Source organism: Candidatus Synechococcus calcipolaris G9, from assembly GCF_029582805.1.
Lineage (GTDB): Bacteria > Cyanobacteriota > Cyanobacteriia > Thermosynechococcales > Thermosynechococcaceae > Synechococcus_F > Synechococcus_F calcipolaris.
Genome location: NZ_JAKKUT010000002.1, coordinates 520,001 through 541,927, shown reverse-complemented (window position 1 = coordinate 541,927; position 21,927 = coordinate 520,001). Strand labels below are relative to the sequence as shown.

17 protein-coding genes, 2 tRNA genes and 3 rRNA genes (1 of these 22 running past the window's edge) are annotated in these 21,927 nt (G+C 50.7%); 7 read left to right on the top strand and 15 right to left on the bottom strand.

The annotated features are described in order from the left end of the window. Positions 1-2 precede the first annotated feature (2 nt). From corA to smpB, 4 genes are all read right to left on the bottom strand, one after another. Positions 3-1,181, bottom strand: a complete 1,179-nt coding sequence (gene corA, locus L3556_RS05280; RefSeq protein WP_277866259.1) for a magnesium/cobalt transporter CorA — start codon at positions 1,179-1,181, stop codon at positions 3-5. A 76-nt stretch (positions 1,182-1,257) separates the two neighbouring features. Beyond that, positions 1,258-1,980, bottom strand: coding sequence for an amino acid ABC transporter ATP-binding protein (locus tag L3556_RS05275; RefSeq protein ID WP_277866258.1), 723 nt, complete (start codon positions 1,978-1,980; stop codon positions 1,258-1,260). Then, a complete protein-coding gene (locus L3556_RS05270) occupies positions 1,973-3,436 on the bottom strand; it encodes an ABC transporter substrate-binding protein/permease (protein ID WP_277866257.1) in 1,464 nt (487 codons plus the stop codon). The genes L3556_RS05275 and L3556_RS05270 overlap by 8 nt, the downstream gene beginning before the upstream one ends. A gap of 118 nt (positions 3,437-3,554) precedes the next feature. Continuing rightward, the gene (smpB, locus tag L3556_RS05265; protein WP_277866256.1) at positions 3,555-4,016 is read right to left on the bottom strand and encodes an SsrA-binding protein SmpB; all 462 of its coding nucleotides are present in this window, start codon (positions 4,014-4,016) and stop codon (positions 3,555-3,557) included. Positions 4,017-4,126: 110 nt separating this feature from the next. On the opposite strand from smpB, the gene L3556_RS05260 reads away from it, so the two are divergent. Together L3556_RS05260 and L3556_RS05255 are read left to right on the top strand one after the other, a co-directional pair. Continuing rightward, on the top strand, positions 4,127-4,660 hold the full coding sequence (locus tag L3556_RS05260; RefSeq protein ID WP_277866255.1) for a tetratricopeptide repeat protein: 534 nt from the start codon (positions 4,127-4,129) through the stop codon (positions 4,658-4,660). Positions 4,661-4,883: 223 nt separating this feature from the next. Beyond that, positions 4,884-5,933 (top strand): PstS family phosphate ABC transporter substrate-binding protein, encoded by a 1,050-nt coding sequence (locus L3556_RS05255; RefSeq protein ID WP_277866254.1) that lies wholly within the window; start codon positions 4,884-4,886, stop codon positions 5,931-5,933. Here L3556_RS05255 and mutY read toward each other — a convergent pair. Together mutY and L3556_RS05245 are read right to left on the bottom strand one after the other, a co-directional pair. Continuing rightward, entirely contained in the window at positions 5,914-7,008 is a 1,095-nt protein-coding gene (gene mutY, locus L3556_RS05250; protein ID WP_422110771.1) for an A/G-specific adenine glycosylase, read from the bottom strand. The two genes, L3556_RS05255 and mutY, sit on opposite strands and share 20 nt — an antisense overlap. Before the next feature lie 85 nt (positions 7,009-7,093). Continuing rightward, complete coding sequence (locus L3556_RS05245) at positions 7,094-7,411, bottom strand: DUF760 domain-containing protein (protein ID WP_277866253.1); 318 nt, start codon at positions 7,409-7,411, stop codon at positions 7,094-7,096. 127 nt (positions 7,412-7,538) lie between these two features. Between L3556_RS05245 and bioD the strand changes: the two genes are divergently transcribed. From bioD to alaS, 3 genes are all read left to right on the top strand, one after another. Then, positions 7,539-8,279: a dethiobiotin synthase gene (gene bioD, locus L3556_RS05240; RefSeq protein WP_277866252.1), complete on the top strand. Its 741-nt coding sequence runs from the start codon at positions 7,539-7,541 to the stop codon at positions 8,277-8,279. A 114-nt stretch (positions 8,280-8,393) separates the two neighbouring features. Then, positions 8,394-9,419, top strand: a complete 1,026-nt coding sequence (locus L3556_RS05235) for a bifunctional heptose 7-phosphate kinase/heptose 1-phosphate adenyltransferase (protein ID WP_277866251.1) — start codon at positions 8,394-8,396, stop codon at positions 9,417-9,419. Between the two features lie 87 nt (positions 9,420-9,506). Then, positions 9,507-12,200: an alanine--tRNA ligase gene (alaS, locus tag L3556_RS05230; protein WP_277866250.1), complete on the top strand. Its 2,694-nt coding sequence runs from the start codon at positions 9,507-9,509 to the stop codon at positions 12,198-12,200. A 157-nt stretch (positions 12,201-12,357) separates the two neighbouring features. On the opposite strand, the gene L3556_RS05225 is transcribed toward alaS, so the two are convergent. Together L3556_RS05225 and L3556_RS05220 are read right to left on the bottom strand one after the other, a co-directional pair. After that, complete coding sequence (locus L3556_RS05225; protein ID WP_277866249.1) at positions 12,358-13,695, bottom strand: helix-hairpin-helix domain-containing protein; 1,338 nt, start codon at positions 13,693-13,695, stop codon at positions 12,358-12,360. A 12-nt stretch (positions 13,696-13,707) separates the two neighbouring features. Beyond that, on the bottom strand, positions 13,708-13,881 hold the full coding sequence (locus L3556_RS05220) for a hypothetical protein (protein ID WP_277866248.1): 174 nt from the start codon (positions 13,879-13,881) through the stop codon (positions 13,708-13,710). Between the two features lie 235 nt (positions 13,882-14,116). Between L3556_RS05220 and L3556_RS05215 the strand changes: the two genes are divergently transcribed. Continuing rightward, the gene (locus L3556_RS05215; RefSeq protein ID WP_277866247.1) at positions 14,117-16,408 is read left to right on the top strand and encodes a cation:proton antiporter; all 2,292 of its coding nucleotides are present in this window, start codon (positions 14,117-14,119) and stop codon (positions 16,406-16,408) included. 12 nt (positions 16,409-16,420) lie between these two features. On the opposite strand, the gene L3556_RS05210 is transcribed toward L3556_RS05215, so the two are convergent. Next, entirely contained in the window at positions 16,421-16,885 is a 465-nt protein-coding gene (locus L3556_RS05210; protein WP_277866246.1) for a Spy/CpxP family protein refolding chaperone, read from the bottom strand. Positions 16,886-16,941: 56 nt separating this feature from the next. On the opposite strand from L3556_RS05210, the gene L3556_RS05205 reads away from it, so the two are divergent. Continuing rightward, the gene (locus L3556_RS05205; RefSeq protein WP_277866245.1) at positions 16,942-17,373 is read left to right on the top strand and encodes a pre-16S rRNA-processing nuclease YqgF; all 432 of its coding nucleotides are present in this window, start codon (positions 16,942-16,944) and stop codon (positions 17,371-17,373) included. A gap of 3 nt (positions 17,374-17,376) precedes the next feature. Here L3556_RS05205 and L3556_RS05200 read toward each other — a convergent pair whose 3' ends face one another. From L3556_RS05200 to L3556_RS05175, 6 genes are all read right to left on the bottom strand, one after another. Next, positions 17,377-18,198, bottom strand: a complete 822-nt coding sequence (locus tag L3556_RS05200) for a carbohydrate ABC transporter permease (RefSeq protein WP_277866244.1) — start codon at positions 18,196-18,198, stop codon at positions 17,377-17,379. A 64-nt stretch (positions 18,199-18,262) separates the two neighbouring features. Next, a 5S ribosomal RNA gene (gene rrf / locus L3556_RS05195) occupies positions 18,263-18,379 on the bottom strand. A gap of 150 nt (positions 18,380-18,529) precedes the next feature. Continuing rightward, positions 18,530-21,405, bottom strand: a 23S ribosomal RNA gene (locus L3556_RS05190). A 146-nt stretch (positions 21,406-21,551) separates the two neighbouring features. Next, positions 21,552-21,624, bottom strand: a tRNA-Ala gene (locus L3556_RS05185). A gap of 9 nt (positions 21,625-21,633) precedes the next feature. Further along, positions 21,634-21,707 (bottom strand) — tRNA-Ile (locus tag L3556_RS05180). Positions 21,708-21,820: 113 nt separating this feature from the next. Further along, positions 21,821-21,927 (bottom strand): 16S ribosomal RNA (locus L3556_RS05175); it runs 1,382 nt beyond the window's last position. Together the 16S, 23S and 5S rRNA genes with 2 tRNA genes alongside form the textbook arrangement of a ribosomal RNA operon.

Genomic DNA, 21,927 nt, shown 5'->3' with positions numbered 1-21,927 from the left:
ATTTAATCATCCACCGAGGAAAAGTTCTTAAACCATCCCTGCCGCCAAAAGTAGCCAAAGAGGAAAGCCGAAATTCCAATCATCACCGCCCAGCAGGCTGGATAGCCCCAATACCAATTGAGTTCTGGCATATTCAAGGGCGAGGCTTCTGGATTAAAATTCATACCGTAAACACCGACAATAAATGTCAAGGGAATGAAAATCGTCGAAATAATCGTGAGCAACTTCATGATTTCATTCATTTTGTTACCCACAGAGGAAAGATAAACATCCATTAAACTGGCGGCTAATTCCCGATAGGTTTCAACCATATCTAAGACTTGAATTGCATGATCGTAGCAATCCCGCAAATAAATTTGCACATCATCGGAGAGTAACTCACTGCGATCGCGGATCATGGCATTGAGAGCATCTCGCTGGGGCCAAATGGCTCGCCTTAGGGCCAACAGTTCCCGGCGAATCTGATGTACTTCTTCTAGGGTCTCGCGGCTAGGGTTGGCAACAACTTCATCTTCGAGGAGTTCAATCCGTTCGCCGTAGTCTTCTAGCACCGGAAAAAAACCATCGATAATAGCATCAATCAAAGCATAGAGAAGATAATCACAACCATTTTGGCGAATGGTGCCACGATTGGTGCGAATTCGCTGACGAACTAGATCAAAACAGTCACGGGTCGGCTCTTCTTGCACCGTTAACAGGTAACTTTTTCCTAAAACCAGGCTAACCTGCTCAGTATAAAAGCCCCGCCCATCCTCCTTGGGTGTGACCATCCGCGTAATCAGGAGTAGTTGGTGATCATGATCTTCAACTTTGGGGCGTTGGGGAACATTGACAATATCTTCTAAAACAATCGGATGCAGGCCAAAAACTCGACCTAGGCGTTGCAAAACATTTTCATCGCCCAACCCCTGAACATCAATCCATGAGACAGTGGGGGTTTCTAGGTAGGGAATGAAGGCCTCTGGGCTATCCAGGTTGAGGCGAACCGCTCGATCTTTGTCGTACTCAATCAAAATAATATCGGGAATTGGCGCATCGGCTTCAATGGTTAGGGTGCCGGGGAGTGTTCCCTGTTCATCATAGAAGTAGTCCAGATAGTTATCGTCATCGTCTTCCTCAGGGGGAATCTCAACGTTGGCCGGAGGTTCGGCTCGAAAAAAATGAAAGGGTTTTCTAGCCATAGCAGTGAGATGTCCCCGAAGAGTCCTAATTGCCTTTGAGGATACCAGAGAGAATCCGTTCCCCGCAGGCAAATTTTTACAGCATTCGGTCTAAAAACTGTCGGGCCCGATCGCATTGGGGATGGCTAAAAAAGGCTTCGGGGGTGGTATCTTCGGCCAGTTGACCATTGTGCAAAAATAGGATGCGACTAGCCACCTGACGGGCAAAGTTCATCTCGTGGGTGACAATGGCCATGGTCATGCCACTATGCGCTAGATCCCGCATCACGTCTAGAACTTCTTTCACCATCTCTGGATCTAAAGCCGAGGTGGGTTCATCAAATAAAACCATTTCTGGTTCCATGGCCAGGGCGCGGGCGATCGCCACCCGTTGTTTTTGCCCCCCCGATAGTTTGGCAGGATAGACATCTGATTTGGTTCCTAGCCCCACCCGCTCTAGTAAGTCTTGGCCCAGGGTTGCCGCCTGATCTTTGCCAATCCCCTTCACATTGATGGGAGCGTAGGTCACATTTTCCAAAACCGTCATGTGGGGAAATAGGTTGAAGTGCTGAAAGACCATGACCAGATTTTGGCGTATTTTGCGAATATCAGTTTTGGGATGCAAAATATCCTTGTCCTTAAAATAAATATGGCCCGAGGTGGGGTCTTCTAGGCGATTTAAGCAGCGCAGAAAAGTGGACTTACCGGAACCCGATGGCCCAAGCATGACAACCACTTCCCCTTTGTCAATTTCTGTGCTAATCCCCTTAAGGACATCCAGGGAACCAAAGGATTTATAGAGATTTTCTATTTTAAGCACTGCGTTGCATCCTTTTTTCAAGTACGGAGGTGGCGATCGTCAACACCATCACCATCAGGTAATAAATCACGCCCACAAAGATTAAGGGCTGGAAGTATAAATAGGTTTCTGCCCCCACCACATTGGCTCGGCGCAATAGATCCGCAGCCCCAATGGTAGAAACTAGGGCCGAGTCCTTGAGCAGGTTAATTAGCTCATTGGCTAGGGCCGGTAAAATATTTTTAATCGCCTGAGGCATAATAATATCGCTCATCATTTGCCGATAGGGAACCCCCAAGGACATGGCGGCTTCCCGCTGCCCCTTATCCACAGAGAGAATGCCACTGCGAAGGGTTTCCGAGATATAGGCCCCGGAATTGAGGGCAAAGGCAATCACCCCGGCTTGAAAGGCGGGAATATCGTAACCCGTGAGTTGGGGGGTGGCAAAGTAGACTAGGGCAATTTGCAAAATCAGGGGCGTACCGCGAAAAATGGAGGTGTAGGCGTTGGCCAACCAGCGGAGGGGTTTGAGGACAGAGATTTTCGCTAAAACTAGGATAATTGCCCAGATAAAGCCAAAGATGGCAGAGACGGCTGTAAAGGCGAGGGTGACGGGAATTCCCCCCAGCATGTACATGACCGAAGCCATGATCCGTTGAGTCGTCCAGGCCTCTGGTTTCGTTTGGGCATCTAACCATTTTTTCTCCAGTCGGGCGATCGTGCCGTCCTGTTTCATGTTGGTAATTGCCCGGTTAAAGGGTTCCACGAGGGTAGAACCTTGGGGAAAAGCAATGGCATAGCCACTATCCTTGCCGGGGATGATGGTATACATCAGGTTGGGATCGGCAACTACATAGCCCTTAGCAAAAAATTCCTCCACCAAGGCTGCCTGAATCCGGCCGGCAATGACATCTTGGATAGCATCGGTAACTTTGTTGTAAACCTTAACGGTGACTTGGGGAATGGTATTAGCCAAATCCTGCTGGGTACTGCCGAGGAGGGCACCAACAGACTTGCCCTGTAAGCTTTCTAGGGTGGTAAAGGGACTCCCCTTTTTACTCAAAATCGTGTTTTTAACATTAAAGTAAAGTATAGAAAAATCAGCATTTTGCTGCCGTTCTGGGGTGGGGGTCATCCCAGCCATGACAAAATCAGCCCGGCCACTCTGTAGGGCCGGAATCAAACCGCTGAAGTCCATATCCACAATGTTTAACTCAAAGCCCAGTTGTTGACTGATATTTCTAGCGACATCTATATCAAAGCCAACAATTTCATCTCTGCCGGTAGAGGTGTCATGGAATTCAAAGGGACGATAATCGGCGGATGTGGCCATGGTTAGGGGTGAGGGAACCGTTTGGGCCGAGAAGGAAGAAAACAACCCTGAAATGATCACCAATAGGAGCGTAACTAGGGCGATCGCCCCATAGCGTAGTTTCTGACGTAAGTACTGGCTTAACCGAGGAAGACCATTAAACACGATGGCGAGCCTAAGGAAACGTAAATTTTATTGATGTTAGCCCTTATACTGTTGGCTACGCAAGGGTCAGAAAAACAATTTCTGGGAAATTGACGATAGGCATTATCTTAGTTTCAGCCTAGTTATTGTGTTTCAAGGCCCGCTCCATTTCCCGTTGATCTTGCTTCTTCTTCAGGTCTTGGCGTTTATCGTGAAGTTTTTTACCACGGGCAATGGCAATTTCTACCTTGACCCGACCTTTTTTTAGGTACATTTTCAGGGGTACGAGGGTCAGGCCCTTTTGCTCAATTTTGCCAATCAAGCGACGAATTTCCTGACGGTGGAGCAGCAGTTTTCGACTCCGGCGCGGATCGTGATTGTAGACTTGGTTGGTGCTGCTGTGGGGGGAAATATGGACATTCATCAGCCAAACTTCCCCATCCCGCAGTCGGGCAAAACCATCCCGCAGGTTCACCTTGCCAGCCCGGATGGACTTGACCTCGGTTCCCACTAGGGCAATGCCGCACTCGTAGGTGTCAAGAATTTCGTAAAGATAGCGAGCTTGACGGTTATCACTGAGAATTTTATATCCGTTATCCATAAATTAATTAGCCGAGATCCATGACGCAAAGGCAAAAAGTCCGATAGGCTAGATAGGTGAGGTATGCTGCACGCTTAAATAAGCTTAAAGAGGTATGGGGTTAAACAGGTATGGATAGTTCGTTGCCAGCAATTTATTTGTCAGTGTTAGTAGTTATCTTGGCGATCGCTGGCTGGTTTGTGGTGAAACAAATCTTTCGCACCCGTCGGATTGAAACCAGTTTATCCCGTTTACAAGGCAAATTAAAAAAAGAACCCGGCACTGCCCAGGAATACTTTGAGTTAGGGAGCATTTATCTTAACAAAAAACTGGCTGTCCAGGCGATCCCCCTTTTTCAAAAGGCCCTGAAGGCGGCGGAAGCTGAGGGAGAAACCTTTACCGCTCCCATTTTTAATGCCTTGGGCTATGCCTACTTCATTCAGGAACAGTACGATTTGGCTATTCGCTACTACAAAGATGCCCTAAAAAATCAGCCCACCTACGTCACGGCCTCCAATAATCTGGGCCATGCCTACGAAAAGAAAAACCTGAGTCAGCCGGCCCTAGAATCCTACGAGCAGACCCTCAAGTATGATGCCAACAATGCGATCGCCAAGCGGCGGGCTAATTCTTTACGGAAACGCTTAACGATCCCCACCGCCTGAGATTTACCAGATAATGCGGCGATCGCTGTCTTAAGACTTAACCGATCCAACTCCCGAATAATCTTTTGGTCTGGGTTTGTAATCTGAAATACACTTTTTCTTGACAAGCATTAACAGATAGGAATAATGAGCTTAGAGACCGTTGTGATGATGCACAGTCTTTCATCGCCAAGCTGATTATTTTTATGGTGATCGCATTATTATGCTGAAAACAAAGAAATCAATGCTAGTCATTGTAGCCTTGGCTTCCCTGGCCTTGGCTAGTTGTGGGGGAGAGAACTCGGATTCCTCTGGGGGGAATGGTGGACAAGCTGATTCTGGATTGAGCGGCAGTATTGTCATTGACGGTTCCAGTACGGTGTTTCCCATTGCCGAAGCGATGGCAGAAGAATTTAATAAGGTTCATCCCGGTGTTTCTATTTCCCTGGATGCTTCCGGTACGGGGGGAGGATTTAAGAAGTTTTGCGCTGGCGAAACGGATATTTCTAACGCATCCCGACCGATTAAAGCAGAAGAAATTGAGGAATGCGAAAAAGCGGGTATTGAATATATTGAAATGCCCATTGCCTACGATGGCCTTTCGGTGGTGGTGAACCCAGAAAATACCTGGGCTACCTGTATGACCGTTGAGCAGTTGAAAAAAGCTTGGGAACCCGCAGCCCAAGGAAAGATCACAAATTGGAAACAAATTGATCCCAAATTTCCCGATCAAGCCCTCGCTCTCTATGCCCCAGGAACGGACTCCGGTACCTTTGACTACTTTACCGAAGCGGTCATGGGTAAATCCGCCATGAGTCGGGGTGACTTTACCGCCAGTGAGGATGATAACGTTTTAGTCCTAGGCATTGCCGGTGATAAGGGAGGGTTTGGTTATTTTGGCTACGCCTACTACATTGAAAATGCTGACAAACTCAAACTGGTGGGCATTGACAATGGCAAAGGCTGCGTTGAACCCAGTGAAGCCACCATCGGCGATGGCAGTTACCAACCCCTAGCCCGGCCAGAATTTTTCTATGTGAAAACCACGGTCGCCGATCGCCCTGAGGTGAAGGCCTTGGTGGAATTCATGATGGATCCCGCCAACAAGTACCTCGTCCAAGAAGTGGGCTACGTGCCCATGCCAGATAAGGTCACGACCTTGGCCATGGATCGCTACAACGAGGGGATTCCTGGTTCCCTTTTTGTCGGCCGATCGCCCGTGGGTTTAAGTTTAGCCGATATTTTGGCGGCGAAAACCGATGAAGCAGCGGCGGCTACACCGGCAAGTCAGTAGGGGGCAAGTCAATAGGGTGTGCTTGGGAACGCAGGGCAGCAATGATCTGCTCATTGGCTTTGGGAAAGGCGTACTGATCCAACTCCTCTAGGCTGACCCAACGCACCGCATCACAACCGAGGGGCTGGGGTTCTCCCTGGCGATGACGGCAATGGTACACCTGAAGGGTGACTTTGAAGTGGCTATAGGCATGATCAATATCGATTAAATGCTCTCCTACGTCCACGGCTATCCCCAGTTCTTCGGTCACTTCCCGGACAATGCAATCCTGGACGGTTTCCCCCGGTTCAATTTTGCCCCCCGGAAATTCCCACAGGCCTCCCAGCAAACCTGCGGCCGGACGGCGATCGATGAGGAGTTGGCCGGCATCATTCCAAATCACCGCCACACCAATATATTTATGGGGAATGGGATTCGTTTTCATTTTGATCGGAATTTGATGGTGTTTATTTTCAGCATAGGCGCGACAGTGGGCCTGCCAAGGACAATCATGGCACAAGGGTTGCCGAGGCGTACAACGGGTTGCCCCTAAGTCCATCAAGGCCTGATTAAAGTCTCGGGCCTGCCCGTGGGGTAATAATTGCTCCGACCATTGCCACAGATAGGCTTCGGCCTGTTTGGGTGGGCGATCGAGGGCGAGAAGACGGGCCAATACCCGCTTGACATTACCATCCAAAATTGGCCAGGGTTGATTAAAGGCCGCACTGAGAATCCCGCCCGCCGTGGTACGGCCAATTCCGGGTAAGGCGATAACCTGCTCAAATTGCTCGGGAAACTTGCCCCCATGGTCTGCTTCAACGATGCGGGCGGCGTGGTGCAGGTTGCGGGCTCGGGCATAGTAGCCCAATCCTTGCCATTGTTTTAGAACCTGATCTTGATCCGCTGCCGCCAAGCTGGAAATGGTGGGAAAATGCTCTAACCAACGCTGGTAATAGGGAATGACCGTCTGCACTTGGGTTTGTTGCAACATGATCTCGGATACCCAAATGGCGTAGGCATCGCGGCTATGTCGCCAAGGTAAGTCCCGCCCCTGGTGTTGATACCAACGGAGTAATGCCTGTTGTAGGGGAGAGATCGCCCATGGTTGATGAGGGATTACCTCAGGGGCATACAGCCCGCTACCATCCCGGAGACGATCCACCCAAGAACCTAATTTCGGTTTATTCTGGGGAAACCATTCCTTGAAGTGAGCGTTCAAACTCAAGGCGTTGCTCTGCTCCCCGTAGGAAATAGCCACTCATCATCGCCGAGGCCAACAGCCGGCCCAAATGCTCCCGATTTGTCGTAATGCTGACATCAAACCCTTCGGGAGGTAAGTAGCCCAGAAGATTGCCAATGTGCCGCTCCATCACCACTGACATTTCTGTCGATGTGGGGCGGGAAAGGCGGGCAACCACGTCTGCATCTAAGTCTTGCAGGTAGTTCCAAAGGGACTCAACATTCTCTTGGAGATTGCCGGTGTTTGCAAATGACTCCATTTCTTCTCCTCGCCAAGGCTTAGGTTTTATAGGATACACGCTTCCTAATGTAACAATTAAAGGTAGCAGTCAGGGTGGGTAAAACCCCTAAGGATTATGACGGTTTTCCGTTCGGTTGGTTCATTTTATGGGTAACGTTTTAATTACGGGCACGGATACTGAAATTGGTAAAACCTGGGTGACAACGGCCCTATTTGCCTATGGGCGGCGGTATTGTCCTGACCAAAGGTGGGCAGTTTTCAAGCCAATCCAAACGGGAGTTACACCTAGCGTGGAGCATGGAGTAGACCAGGAACGGGGGGGCGATCGCAGCCATTATTTGCGTCTCTTTGATTTTCACCAATCCGCTGATGAGATTTCCCCCCTAAGTTTTCAAGCTCCCCTGGCCCCTCCCCTCGCAGCCCAACGGGAGGAACGCCCCATTGATTTAACGCCGGTATGGCAAACCCTACAAAAGTTGCAGTCCACCTACGATCAGGTGTTGGTTGAGGGCATTGGCGGTTTAGGCACACCGATCACCTGGGAATGGACGGTGGCGGATTTGGCGGCGGCCTGGAAATTGCCAATCCTGCTCGTGGTTCCTGTGCGCTTGGGGGCAATCGCCCAAATTGTCGCCAATGTGGCCTTAGCCCGAAGTCATCAATTAAAGATTCATGGCATTATTTTGAACTGTGTTCAACCCTGCACAGAACTAGACATCCAGCAATGGGCACCCCAGGATTTAATTACGGACTTGACCCACGTTCCTATCCTAGGGATTTTGCCCTTTATGACCGCCGCCGATGATCTAACCGCCACCGATCTAGATGCCTTAGGGCAGATTGTAGCCCAGTGGCCCCTCACATCAATTTTGGGCAAAGGTTCCTAGGGCTGGATCTGGTATCTTGAAAGATAAATATCTTTTGGCTAATCTTTAAGTTACCTTCTAGTGCCTTAACCCATCTTTTTCGCCCATTAACTCATTAGTATTTGGCGGTCTTCTGTGCTTGATCCGGCCCTACGGGAAAAACTAACGACAGCTTACCCGCGACTATTACAGCTACTAGGGGCCTTTCACCAAGCACGGGTCTTAGTGGTGGGGGATTTAACCCTGGATGAATTTCTCACGGGCCAAGTAGAACGGATTTCCCGGGAGGCCCCGGTGCTGATTTTGCGCCATGAATCCACTCGTCAAGTTCCTGGGGGGGGAGCCAATGCCATTTTTAATTTGGCAAAACTGGGGGCCAAAGTAATGGCGGTGGGATTGGTGGGAAGTGATAGTCAAGGGGCAGCCCTGCGACATATTTTTGATCAGGCCGACATTGATACCCAGGGGATTCTCTGCGATGGCGATCGCCCCACAGTGACAAAAACCCGCATCTCTGGTCATGCCCGCCAATCCGTGACCCAGCAAATTGTGCGGATTGATCGCAAAGCCGACACGATCCCCGCAGACACCTATCAAAGCCAATTGGCCAACTATATCCGTAGCCATTCCGCCACCGTGGATGCCATTGTCTGCTCCGACTACGGCGAAGGTGTCTTTACTGCCCCCGTCATTGAAGCCGCCCTCGGCCACGGCCGTACCCTTGTCGATGCCCAAAAAAACCTGGGCCGCTACCATGGTGCATTTCTGTTTACCCCCAATCTACCGGAGGCGGAAGCTGCCGTGGGCTATCCTATTCACAATCACCAAAGCCTACTACAAGCGGGGGAAGACCTGCTCAATTTAACGGCCGCTAAACACCTATTGATTACCCAAGGCGATGCGGGGATGAGTCTGTTTGTCCGCGATCGCCCCTGGGAAAATGTACCCGCCTTTAATCGTACCGATGTCTTTGATGTCACCGGGGCCGGAGATACGGTTGTGGCTGCCATGACCCTGGCCTTTATTGCCGGAGCCAGTTTTTGGGAGGCGGCGGTTCTTGGGAATTTAGCCGCCAGTATTGTAGTGCGTCAGTTTGGTACAGCAACAACAACCCCCGCAGAAATGGCCTTAGCCCTAGAGCATTTACTGGAAGATGCCTGACGATCCAGCCCCATGCCTAAAATCAGAGCTTGCAGATTGATGATTATGATGGTAGTTAGCCCTTAGTTTTTCGTCACCCCTATCCCTATGAAGTCTTCCAAGTCTGTGAAAGCTCCTGTGGCCCTCAGTGGCAATGATATTCGTACCAAGTTCCTAGAGTTTTTTGCAGCCAAAGGACATAAGGTTCTCCCCAGTGCCTCCCTAATTCCAGAGGATCCAACGGTATTATTGACGATCGCCGGGATGCTGCCCTTTAAGCCGATTTTCCTAGGACAAGAGGCCCCAACTGTCCCGCGCGCCACCACCTCCCAGAAATGTATTCGCACTAACGATATTGAAAATGTGGGTCGCACCGCCCGCCACCATACGTTTTTTGAGATGCTAGGAAATTTTAGTTTTGGCGATTACTTCAAACCCGAAGCCATTACCTGGGCCTGGGAACTAATGACCCAGGTGTACCAACTTTCCCCCAAGCAATTAGTGGTGAGTGTTTTTGCAGAGGACGATGAAGCATTTGATCTCTGGCATCGCCAGGTGGGCCTACCCCCGGAACGGATCCGTCGAATGGGTGCAGAGAGCAATTTTTGGGCAGCGGGGCCAACGGGGCCCTGTGGCCCCTGTTCTGAGATCTATTATGATTTTCACCCGCAGCGGGGGCTAAAAAATATTGATCTGGAGGATGATTCCCGGTTTATTGAACTCTATAACCTCGTGTTTATGGAATTAAATCGGGATGATCAGGGACAGTTAACCCCCCTAAAGTCTAAAAACATTGATACTGGCCTAGGTCTAGAGCGGATGGCCCAGGTGTTGCAGGGGTTTCCCAATAACTATGAAACGGATTTAATTTTTCCGATTATCCAGGCGGCGGCGGATTTAGCGGATGTGAACTACAGCGAGCTATCCCACAAATTACAAACCTCGTTGAAGGTGATTGGCGATCATCTCCGGGCCGTGGTTCACTTAATTGCCGATGGCGTCACCGCCAGTAATATGGGCCGGGGGTATGTACTGCGGCGGTTAATTCGGCGGATTGTGCGTCACGGGCGCTTACTGGGGATTGATCAACCCTTTACGGTGCAACTGTCCGAAACGGCCATCCAACTGGCAAAAACCGTTTACCCCCAGGTGGGCGATCGCCAGGCAGTGATCCAAGCCGAACTGGATCGGGAAGAGGAAAATTTCCTGAAAACCCTGGATCGGGGCGAGAAAATTCTAGGGGAGATGATTGCAAAATCCCAAGGCAATAAAAAACAGAACACGAAACAGGCCAAACAACACCAGCACCAAAACCAAATCAGTGGGCAGGATGCTTTTATTCTCTTTGACACCTATGGCTTTCCCCTGGAATTAACCCAGGAAATTGCCGAAGAACAGGGTCTCACGGTGGATGTGAAGGGCTTTGAGGCGGCCATGGCCGAGCAACGCCAGCGATCCCAGGCGGCCCATGAAACCATTGATGTCACCATTCAGGGCAGTTTAGATACCCTGGCGGATCACCTCCACCCCACCCCTTTCCATGGCTATGAACAATTTGCCCTAACCACAACGGTTCAAGCTATTTTGCTAGGGGGCCATCCCACGGACATTGCCGGCCCCGGTACCCAGGTGCAGGTCATTCTAGAGGAAACGCCCTTCTATGCTGAATCCGGAGGGCAAATTGGCGATCGCGGCTACTTGGCTGGAAATGATGTCCTAGTGCAAATTGAGGATGTGCAAAAACAAAAGGGCCTCTTTATTCACCATGGTCGAGTGGAGCGGGGAACCCTACAAGCTGGCGATCGCCTCACGGCCCAAATTGATCTAGCCAGTCGTCGTCGGGTTCAGGCCCATCACACCGCTACCCATCTGTTACAAGCTGCCCTCAAGAAGTTGATTGATGAAAGTATTAGTCAGGCGGGATCCCTGGTGGCCCTGGATCGGCTCCGGTTTGATTTTAATTGTCCCCGTCCCCTCAGTAGTGATGAGCTTCAGCAAATTGAGGATCAGGTCAATACCTGGATTATGGAGAGTCATCCCACTGAGACCAGCATTATGGCCCTAGCCGAGGCCAAGGCCAAGGGGGCGATCGCCATGTTTGGGGAAAAGTACGCCAATGAGGTGCGGGTGCTGGATGTGCCAGGGGTTTCCATGGAACTCTGTGGTGGCACCCATGTCCAAAATACCGCTGAGATTGGTCTGTTCAAGATCATGACGGAAACGGGGGTTGCTGCCGGTATTCGTCGCATTGAGGCCGTGGCCGGGCCGGCGGTGCGGGATTACCTGAATGTGCGAGATCGGATTGTCCAGGAACTAGGCGATCGCTTCAAGACCAAGCCCGAAGAACTTCTAGAGCGGATTACCGCCCTACAAACGGAACTCAAAACTAGCCAAAAACAGGTGGCGGATCTCAAGGCTGAGTTAGCTCTCGCCCAAAGCCAACACCTTCTAGAGCAAGTCATCCCAATGGGTAACGTGAATACCCTGGTGGCCCAGGTAGAGGCCATGGATGGGGCCGGTCTGAAAACCGCAGCGGAATGGCTCTTGCCCAAACTAGGCTCCGGCGTGATTGTCTTCGGCAGTGCGAATGAATCAGGTAACGTTAATTTGATTGTTATGGCTAGTAATGATCTCGTAAAACGGGGATTCCATGGGGGTAAATTTGTGGCGGAATTAGCCCAACTCTGTGGTGGTGGTGGCGGCGGCCGACCCAATATGGCCCAAGCGGGGGGACGTTTACCGGATCAGCTACCGGCGGCGATCGCCCTGGCTAAAACCAAGTTGGCTGCCTTTCTAGAGTAACGTGAATTCGGGATAAGAGAGGGTCAGATCACAGCAAACCAGAGAGAATTTGATCGAGTCCCCGGTCTGCAAACTGAGAATTGGCGCAACCCCAGAAAACTGGGTGAAGCAAACACAGGCTAACAACGCGATGGAGCGGACGGAGCGATAGCTTAAGTTATAGAGTCAAGGCCAAAAGTCCGGTGGATTTGGCCCGAAACCCGGCCCGCTGTAGGGACTGAAGTGTGGAGCGATCGTTGCCAACTCGGAATTGGGGCCCCAAACGAACATACTGGCTTTCAATACCATTGCTAATTTTAATAATCACGGGAATCTTCGGATTATCCCCGGACTGTTCCTTCAAAATCTCGGAAAGCTGTCCCTGGTAGCGAATATCCCCGGCCTGCTCTGGGGCCAGATCCACCATGAGTAAGGTGACTTCTTCGACAGGTTCGGCATCTTCAATAATGAGTTGTTGGCGATCATCACGGCGATCTACCTTGCCCCACACCATTAATCGCCGATCCAATTCCAAACAACCATGGATCCGTTCGTAGGTTTTCGGAAAAATAACTGCCTCCGCTTTGCCCGTGAGATCCTCAATCTGGGCGATCGCCATCCGATCTCCCTTTTTTGTGGTGATGGGTTTGAGTTCTGTCAATAAAACAATGGCACTCACGGCCGTATCCCCACCTTGCTGCTCCAAGTCCGCCACATTCACCGGAGCCAACACCCGGGACACCTGTCGCACTTCCTTGAGGGGATGATTCGAGACATAAAATCCAAGCAGTTCTTTTTCTAGCCGCAATTTATCAGCTTCCGGTAAATCCGCCACCGGGTCACTTTTGGGGGCAAGGCGATAGGTTTGATTGGCTTCATTGGCGGTGGTTCCCCCCAAGACATCAAAGAGGTTGCCCTGGCCTACAGCCCGATCCTTGGCCCGACCTTGGGCCCATTCTAGAACTGGCTCTAAATCATGGAGGAGTTGATTCCGATTGGTTTCCATGGAGTCCATAGCCCCGCAGGAAATCAATGCTTCCAAGGCCCGCCGATTCATCACCCGCGAGTCTACGCGATCGCAAAAGTCTGCCAAGGATTCAAAGGGGCCACCCTGATCACGGGCTGACAAAATCGCTTCGATCGCTCCCTGTCCCACATTTCGCACCGCCGATAAACCAAATAATATCCCTTGACTCACTGGCGTAAAATCAATACCGGAGTGATTCACATCCGGGGGCAATACCTCAATCCCCATGGTGATACAGGTGGCAATATACCGCTGCACCTTATCTTGATCACCACTGTTGGCGGTCAACAGGGCCGCCATATACTCTACGGGGAAGTTAGCCTTAAGGTAGGCCGTTTGGTAGGTGACGTATCCGTAGGCCGTGGAGTGGGATTTATTAAAACAGTTGGCAGCGATCGCCCCATTGGCGAGCAAAAAATTATGATCCCCTGCCAAACCAATATCGTAAACAGGCTGGACTCCCAAAGGACGACGACTGATTATTTTCATAACATCCTCTTGTTAGGTTCCGGTTTGGATATCCCCTGCGTCTAAGGCATCTAACAACTGTTCAAGGGCAGCCATATCTTCACCGTCATAGTCCCGTTTCCAGAGGAGTTGACTAATTTGATTTTCAATGGACGAGGTGAGAATATGGGTATCCATCACACGGCCAATCAGGCGTTGGATCATCATTCCCTTGATCCTCCAAAGTAATTTGATTTGCTTCTAGTCTAGGGAGCGATCGCCCCCACTGCCTGTCCGAAAACAGAAGGAAAGCTATAGGAGTATAGGCCATACACCATAGGCCATAATAGAGCAGAGCGACTGACTACCGTGAATAAAAATAATATCGAAAAAGCTCACAGAGATCGCTCCTAGGGGCCAAATATTTGCCATCAATCTATTTTTGAGTGAGTCATCCATAGCCGTGCAAGAAGATTTTCGCTTAATTGTTGATCTGGTAACGGTGTTAGGGGTGGCGGCGATCGCTGGCCTAATGGCGGCCCTACTGCGCCAACCCACCCTATTGGGCTATCTCCTGGCCGGCATGATTGTCGGGCCCGCGGGTCTGGGCCTAATTAAAGAAGTGGTTCAAGTGGAAACCCTGGCCCAACTGGGGGTTGCCTTTCTCCTTTTTGCCCTGGGGGTGAGTTTTTCCCTAGGAGAGATCAAAAAAGTGCAGGGAATTAGCCTAGGGGGAGGCAGTTTACAAATTCTCCTGACTATCCTGGTCACCACCCTGATTTCCCTATCCGTGGGCTGGGTGACATCGGCCCCCCAAGGGGTCTTTCTAGGGGCGATTCTTTCGTTATCATCCACTGCCGTGGTTTTGCGAAGTTTAATGGATCGCAATGAGACCAATTCCCCCCAAGGCCAGGTGATGCTGGGGATACTGGTGGTTCAGGACTTGGCCGTAGGCCTGATGTTAGCCATCTTACCGGCCCTGGATAAACCACTGGATGAATTAGGATTGGCTTTGGCTTGGGCGGTACTGCAAATTGCCCTGATTGCCCTGGGCGCGATTGTCGCCGGCATTTGGCTCTTACCCCCCCTGCTCCGTTTACTGGCCCAAACGGAAAGCCGGGAATTATTTTTACTGGGGGTCGTGGCCCTCTGTTTAGGCATTGCCCTCCTCACCGAACGCTTAGGCCTGTCCATTGAAATTGGCGCATTCATTGCCGGCCTGATGATTTCGGAGGTGGAATATGCGGATCAAACCCTAGCCTACGTGGAATCCATTCGGGATATTTTTGCGACCCTCTTTTTTGCCGCCATTGGCATGTTGATCGATCCAGTGTTTCTCTGGCAACATCTCGAAGTTATTTTAGGATTAGTTGCCCTGGTCATTCTCGGCAAGTTCCTCATTGTCACGCCCATTGTCAAACTCTTTGGCTATTCCTGGAAAACGGCCCTACTCACCGGGGTGGGGTTAGCCCAAATTGGCGAATTTTCCTTTGTTTTGGCAAGTTCCGGGCAATCCTTGGGCCTCGTGTCCCGTCAGGTCTATTTACTGCTCCTGGGGACTACGGCGGTGACCTTAGTGGTGACCCCCTTTCTCTTAAAACTGATCCCCTGGGTTTTAGATTCGCCTTGGCTGAGTCAATACGTACAACAGAGCGATCGCATTTTTGAGATGGATTTAACGGGTTTACCCCGCCGGAATCATTTAATTGTCTGTGGCTATGGTCGGGTCGGCAAAAGTTTAGTCCAACTCCTAGAGGAGCAAAACTATCCCGTCTTGATCATTGACCAGAGTGAACATGTGATTCAGCAGGTGCGGGAAACCGGGCTGCCCTATATCTACGGCAATGCCGCTAGCCTGCCAGTCCTAGAAAAGGCAGGGGTTGATCAGGCCCTAGGTATGGCGATCGCCCTATCGGACAGTATGAGTACCCGTCTTTGCCTGAAACGCTCCCTAGAATTTGCCCCGGAGTTGGATGTCATTGTCCGCGCCAATAGCGATCGCGAGATTGAATTGCTCTATCAACTGGGGGCGCGGGAGGTGGTACAACCCGAATTTGAAGCCAGTTTAGAGTTGGCGACCCATTTATTTTTCACCCTGGGAGTCTCCGCCCGGATGATTCAACAGCAGATGCAACATGTGCGAGATCGCCACTATCAAATCCTACGGGGAGACGCATCCCCCGATAAAGTCGCTCGGGATTTGCGCCAAGCCGCCCGGGATCTCAATAGTCAATGGGTTAACCTACCGGAAAACTCCCCCGTCACCGGCATGACCCTCAGGGAAATTGAACTGCGGCAACTCACCGGAGTCACCCTTTTAGCGATCCTACGTCAGGGTGGAGAAGAGATTGATTATCCCGGTGGTCAGACTACCCTCATGGCCGGCGATCGCTTTTTAGTCACGGGTCAGCCCCAAGAGCTAGAGGCATTCCAAGCCCTCATTTCTGGCGAAGTCACCCTACCGGGCAGTGGAACGTCTTTTCTCTGGTTGATTTTGCCCAACGAAACCATTGTGATTGGCCGTTCACTAACAGATATTCACTTACCCACCGAGGTCACCATTCAGGCCCTACGCAGGGAAGGCACACTCATAACCTCTCCCACGCGAACCACCCTATTACAAGCGGGCGATCGCCTACTCCTGTGTGGGCCCATGAATCAACTAGCCCTAGCGGGAGATCAACTCACCGCCCGTTCCGTTCCCCTACCCACCAAACCAGAGATCAAGTCCGAGATCGCGCCTACGGAAACCTAACCAAATAAACCATTACTGGGAACCATTCCTTAGGTGATCACGCAAATTAACTAACCGCTGACGAGTCATTGTCGAGAGCATTTGCCGTTGTTCTAGTGTCAGAATTTCCTTGATTTCCAGGGCAGATTCCAATCGCGTCATGTCTATTTTTTTCTTGAGATCCAAGACTTTTTCATGTTGAGTACGAATTTCATCATTACTCGCCCCTGTCACCAAAAGATTTTCCAGGCTTTCTTCCGCTTGGTTCAACTCCGTTTGCATCTCTTGCACCATCGGCTTATACTTTGCCTGAACTGCTATCATTGACTCAGCTTGGGCCGGTGTTACCTTCAGGGCTGCCATCCATTTTGGCATTTCAGTAGCCACAGGGGCTGAGGTCGGTTGGGCCAACACAGATCCCACACTCCCGCCGACTAAAACCGCAGCACAGACAAGACCAAGTACACCAAATGTTGCTTTTGTTTGATACCGCTGCATAGAATTATTTATCCCAGATGAACCCATGGCACACCAATTGTAGCGTATAGATAGTCATGCCCTCCAATGATCCGGCGGTACACCCTCCTTGCTGGCTTGGTTTTGATCCAGGCCGGGATAAATGTGGACTGGCCCTTAGCACTACCATGGGTCAGATACTCAAACATGAAGTAGTAGCATCTTCAGGGGCGATCGCTCGGATTACGGCCTGGCAGCAAGACTATTCCATTGAAAAAATCATTATCGGCAACCAGACAACGGCTAAAACCTGGAAAGCCCAACTAGAGCAAGAGCTTCACCCCCCTATTCCAGTTGTAGCGGTTGATGAGCGCAACAGCACCCTAGAAGCCCGCGATCGCTATTGGCAGATGTTTCCTCCCCAAGGCTTACAGCAACTTCTTCCCCAAGGACTCCGCCAACCTCCCCGACCCATTGACGATATTGTCGCAATTTTGCTGATTGAGCGGTATCGGGCCACGCAATCTTAGCTGTCAACTCTTCACGCCTGTCGCTGCAATTCCACGCACAAACTGACGTTGCCCCAACAGAAAAATAACCACTACTGGAATGGTGGCAATCACCGCTGCCGCCATCATCAACGGCCAATCATTCGTGAACTGTTCCTGAAAATTCGCCAAGGATAACTGTACCGTTATCAATTCTGGCTTTGTCGTAAAAATCAGCGGCTTAAACAGATCATTCCATTCCCCAATAAACGTAAAGATAAACAAGGTTACCAAAGCAGGACGAGAGAGGGGAAGTAAAATTTGCCAGAGAATCTGCCAGCGACTCGCGCCATCCAATAGGGCCGCCTCCTCCAAGGAAACGGGAATACTTAAAAAGAACTGCCGCATCAAAAAAATACCAAACCCATTGGCCGCCGTTGGTAAAATTAACGCTCCATAGGTATTAATCAGATGGCCTGTTTTCAACACTAAAAAAATCGGAATAACCAACAACTGGAAAGGGATCACCAACGTCGCCAGAATCAACAAAAGAATCACTCTCCGCCCTGGAAAGACTAAACGAGCCAACCCATAGCCCGCCATGGCAGAGGTCACAATCTGTAACAGCGTCACCGCAACCGCAACAAAGGCCGAATTGGCAAAAGCACGGATAAAATTCCCATCAGACCAAGCCACAGCATAACTCTGCCAAGACCAGCCCGCCAATGACCATAACTGAGTTGGCAATTGACCCACCGGCCAGCCCGATGTCAGCACCGCTATCAGCAACGGCAAAAACACAAAACCAGCAAAGACCCACAAGGGCGATCGCCCTAAAAAATACCGCAGCATTGATCCAATATCCATAAAAGAATTCCCCCTAAACTCTATGGAAAACCATTAAGAGATTAGGAGGAACCTTAAAATTTATGCCTGGCATTGAGCTATTTTTGCAGGGAGCTACCCCCCAACTATCTTCGCCGCAACAGCGTTTCACAACTGAGTTCGAGATGGATCAGTGTGGGACCACCGCGCCATAAACACCAAGCAAGTAGTAAACCTTATAGTGACATCAGAAGAAACCTAGGATAATCTTCATAGTCAAACTTAAAGTGTTGCTTGCGCTATCAGACTTTTATAAAAACTCAAACCGTGATTTGTCAGATGATTAAACTACAGACACCGACACAATATTATTGAGGTCAAGCCCTCGGTCTATTAGTACTCCTCGACTTCATCCATTACTGAACTTCCATCTAGAGCCTATTAACGGGTGTTCTTCCCGTGACCTTACTGGCTTGTGCCATGGGAGCACTCATCTTGAGGTGGGCTTCCCACTTAGATGCTTTCAGCGGTTATCCACTCCGCACTTGGCTACCCTGCGTTTGCCGTTGGCACGACAACAGGTACACCAGCGGTGCGTTCCTCCCGGTCCTCTCGTACTAAGGAGGACTCCTCTCAATGCTCCTACGCCTGCACCGGATATGGACCGAACTGTCTCACGACGTTCTGAACCCAGCTCACGTACCGCTTTAATGGGCGAACAGCCCAACCCTTGGGACGTACTACCGCCCCAGGTTGCGATGAGCCGACATCGAGGTGCCAAACCTCCCCGTCGATGTGAACTCTTGGGGGAGATCAGCCTGTTATCCCTAGAGTAACTTTTATCCGTTGAGCGACGGCCCTTCCACGCGGAACCGTCGGATCACTAAGGCCTACTTTCGTACCTGCTCGACTTGTAGGTCTTGCAGTCAAGCTCCCTTATGCCTTTACACTCTTCGACTGATTTCCGACCAGTCTGAGGGAACCTTTGCGCGCCTCCGTTATCTTTTAGGAGGCGACCGCCCCAGTCAAACTGCCCACCTGAAACTGTTCCCTCGCCGGATAACGGCAGAGAGTTAGAATTCTAGCCTTGCCAGAGTGGTATCTCACCGATGACTCCATATCTCCCAAAAGAGATACTTCAACGTCTCCCACCTATCCTGCGCAAGCAAAGCCCGAACCCAATTCCAAGCTACAGTAAAGCTTCATAGGGTCTTTCTGTCCGGGTGCAGGTAGTCCGCATCTTCACAGACACTTCTATTTCGCCGAGTCTCTCTCCGAGACAGCATCCAGATCGTTACGCCTTTCGTGCGGGTCGGAACTTACCCGACAAGGAATTTCGCTACCTTAGGACCGTTATAGTTACGGCCGCCGTTCACCGGGGCTTCAGTCGCTAGCTTCGCTTACGCTAACCAACTTCCTTAACCTTCCGGCACTGGGCAGGCGTCAGCCCCCATACATCGTCTTGCGACTTAGCGGAGACCTGTGTTTTTGGTAAACAGTCGCCTGGATCTCTTCACTGCGACCACCTCTCGGTGGCACCCCTTCTCCCGAAGTTACGGGGCCATTTTGCCGAGTTCCTTAGAGAGAGTTATCTCGCGCCCCTTGGTATACTCTACCCCCCCACCTGTGTCGGTTTCGGGTACGGGTATCTTGGCTTAGCGTGTTTAGAGCTTTTCTCGGAAGTATGACATCAATCACTTCCCCGCCGTAGCGGGTCGTATTCCTGCCTTAGCTCAGAGCGTTTTCACCGCTCCTCAACACCTCGGACAGTTAAACCGGTAACCAACATCCGGCTGATTTAGCCTTCTCCGTCCCTCTGCACAAACCAAGATGAGTACTGGAATATTAACCAGTTGTCCATCGACTACGCCTTTCGGCCTCGCCTTAGGTCCCGACTAACCCTCCGCGGACGAGCCTTCCGGAGGAACCCTTGGGGTTTCGGGGCATTGGATTCTCACCAATGTTTTCGCTACTCAAGCCGACATTCTCACTTCTGCCTCGTCCACACCTGCTTACGCTAGTGCTTCAAACTAATGCAGAACGCTCCCCTACCGATACATCGATAGATATATCCCACAGCTTCGGTACGTCACTTAGCCCCGTTCATTTTCGGCGCAGGAACGCTTGACCAGTGAGCTATTACGCACTCTTTTAAGGGTGGCTGCTTCTAGGCAAACCTCCTGGTTGTCTATGCATTCCTACCTCCTTTATCACTTAGTGACAATTTGGGGACCTTAGCTGGTGGTCTGGGCTGTTTCCCTCTTGACGATGAAGCTTATCCCCCACCGTCTGACTGGCTGAGTGTACACGGGGTATTCAGAGTTTGACTCGATTTGGTACCGGTCTCCCAGCCCGCACCGAATCAGTGCTTTACCCCCCCGCTATAATCTCAACCGCTATGCCTCAACATATTTCGGGGAGAACCAGCTAGCTCCGGGTTCGATTGGCATTTCACCCCTAACCACAGCTCATCCGCCGATTTTTCAACATCGGTCGGTGCGAACCTTCACTTGGTTTTACCCAAGCTTCATTCTGGCCATGGTTAGATCACCCGGGTTCGGGTCTATAAATACTGACTAACGCCCTTATCAGACTCGCTTTCGCTTTGGCTTCGACATTTCCGTCTTAACCTGCCAGTACCTATAAGTCGCCGGCTCATTCTTCAACAGGCACGCCGTCAGCCGTTAAATCGGCCTTCGACTGCTTGTAAGCCTACGGTTTCATGTTCTATTTCACTCCCCTTCCGGGGTTCTTTTCACCTTTCCCTCGCGGTACTATACGCTATCGGTCACACAGGAGTATTTAGCCTTACGAGGTGGTCCTCGCAGATTCATCCGGAATTTCACGTGCTCCGGACTACTCGGGATTCAGCTAGTATCGTTAAACTTTCGACTACAGGACTTTCACCTTCTCTGGTGCAGTATTCAGCTGCTTCGTCTAGTCGCTCGATTCCATGTCGCTGTCCCACGACCCCAACAGGCAAGCCTGCTGGTTTAGGCTGTTCCCGCTTCGCTCGCCGCTACTAGGGGAATCGCGTTTGCTTTCTCTTCCTCCAGCTACTAAGATGTTTCAATTCGCTGGGTTGGCTCTCTAACGTTATGGATTGGCGTTAGAGTTATTGGGTTGCCCCATTCGGACATCTCCGGATCAAAGCTTGCTTCCAGCTCCCCGAAGCGTTTCGTCGGTAACCACGTCCTTCATCGCCTCTGTGTGCCTAGGTATCCACCGTAGGCTCTTTGTAGCTTGACCACAATACAACATTGGTGTCTGTGTCTATTAGATAACAGATTTTAATCTGTCACCTAAACAACTACCTGACAAATCACTATTGAGTTTTCAAGGTTCTGTATCGCGTAAACAGGTCACGTCGCTTAAAAGTAAACCTTTAAAAGACGTGGAGGTAAGCGGACTCGAACCGCTGGCCCCCTGCGTGCAAAGCAGGTGCTCTACCAACTGAGCTATACCCCCAGGCATTAATGGGCCATCCTGGACTCGAACCAGGGACCTCACCCTTATCAGGGGTGCGCTCTAACCACCTGAGCTAATAGCCCCTGCCTGCCTGTTTAACCTAGAACTAGTTTGAAAGCCTTAGACGCAAAACCTCTTAGACCGTGAACCTGTTACAAAAGGTGATAAATCAACCTGAACAGATTAGGTCTCCTTAAAAGGAGGTGATCCAGCCACACCTTCCGGTACGGCTACCTTGTTACGACTTCACCCCAGTCATCAGCCCTGCCTTCGGCGCCCTCCTCCCTTACGGGTTAGAGTAAC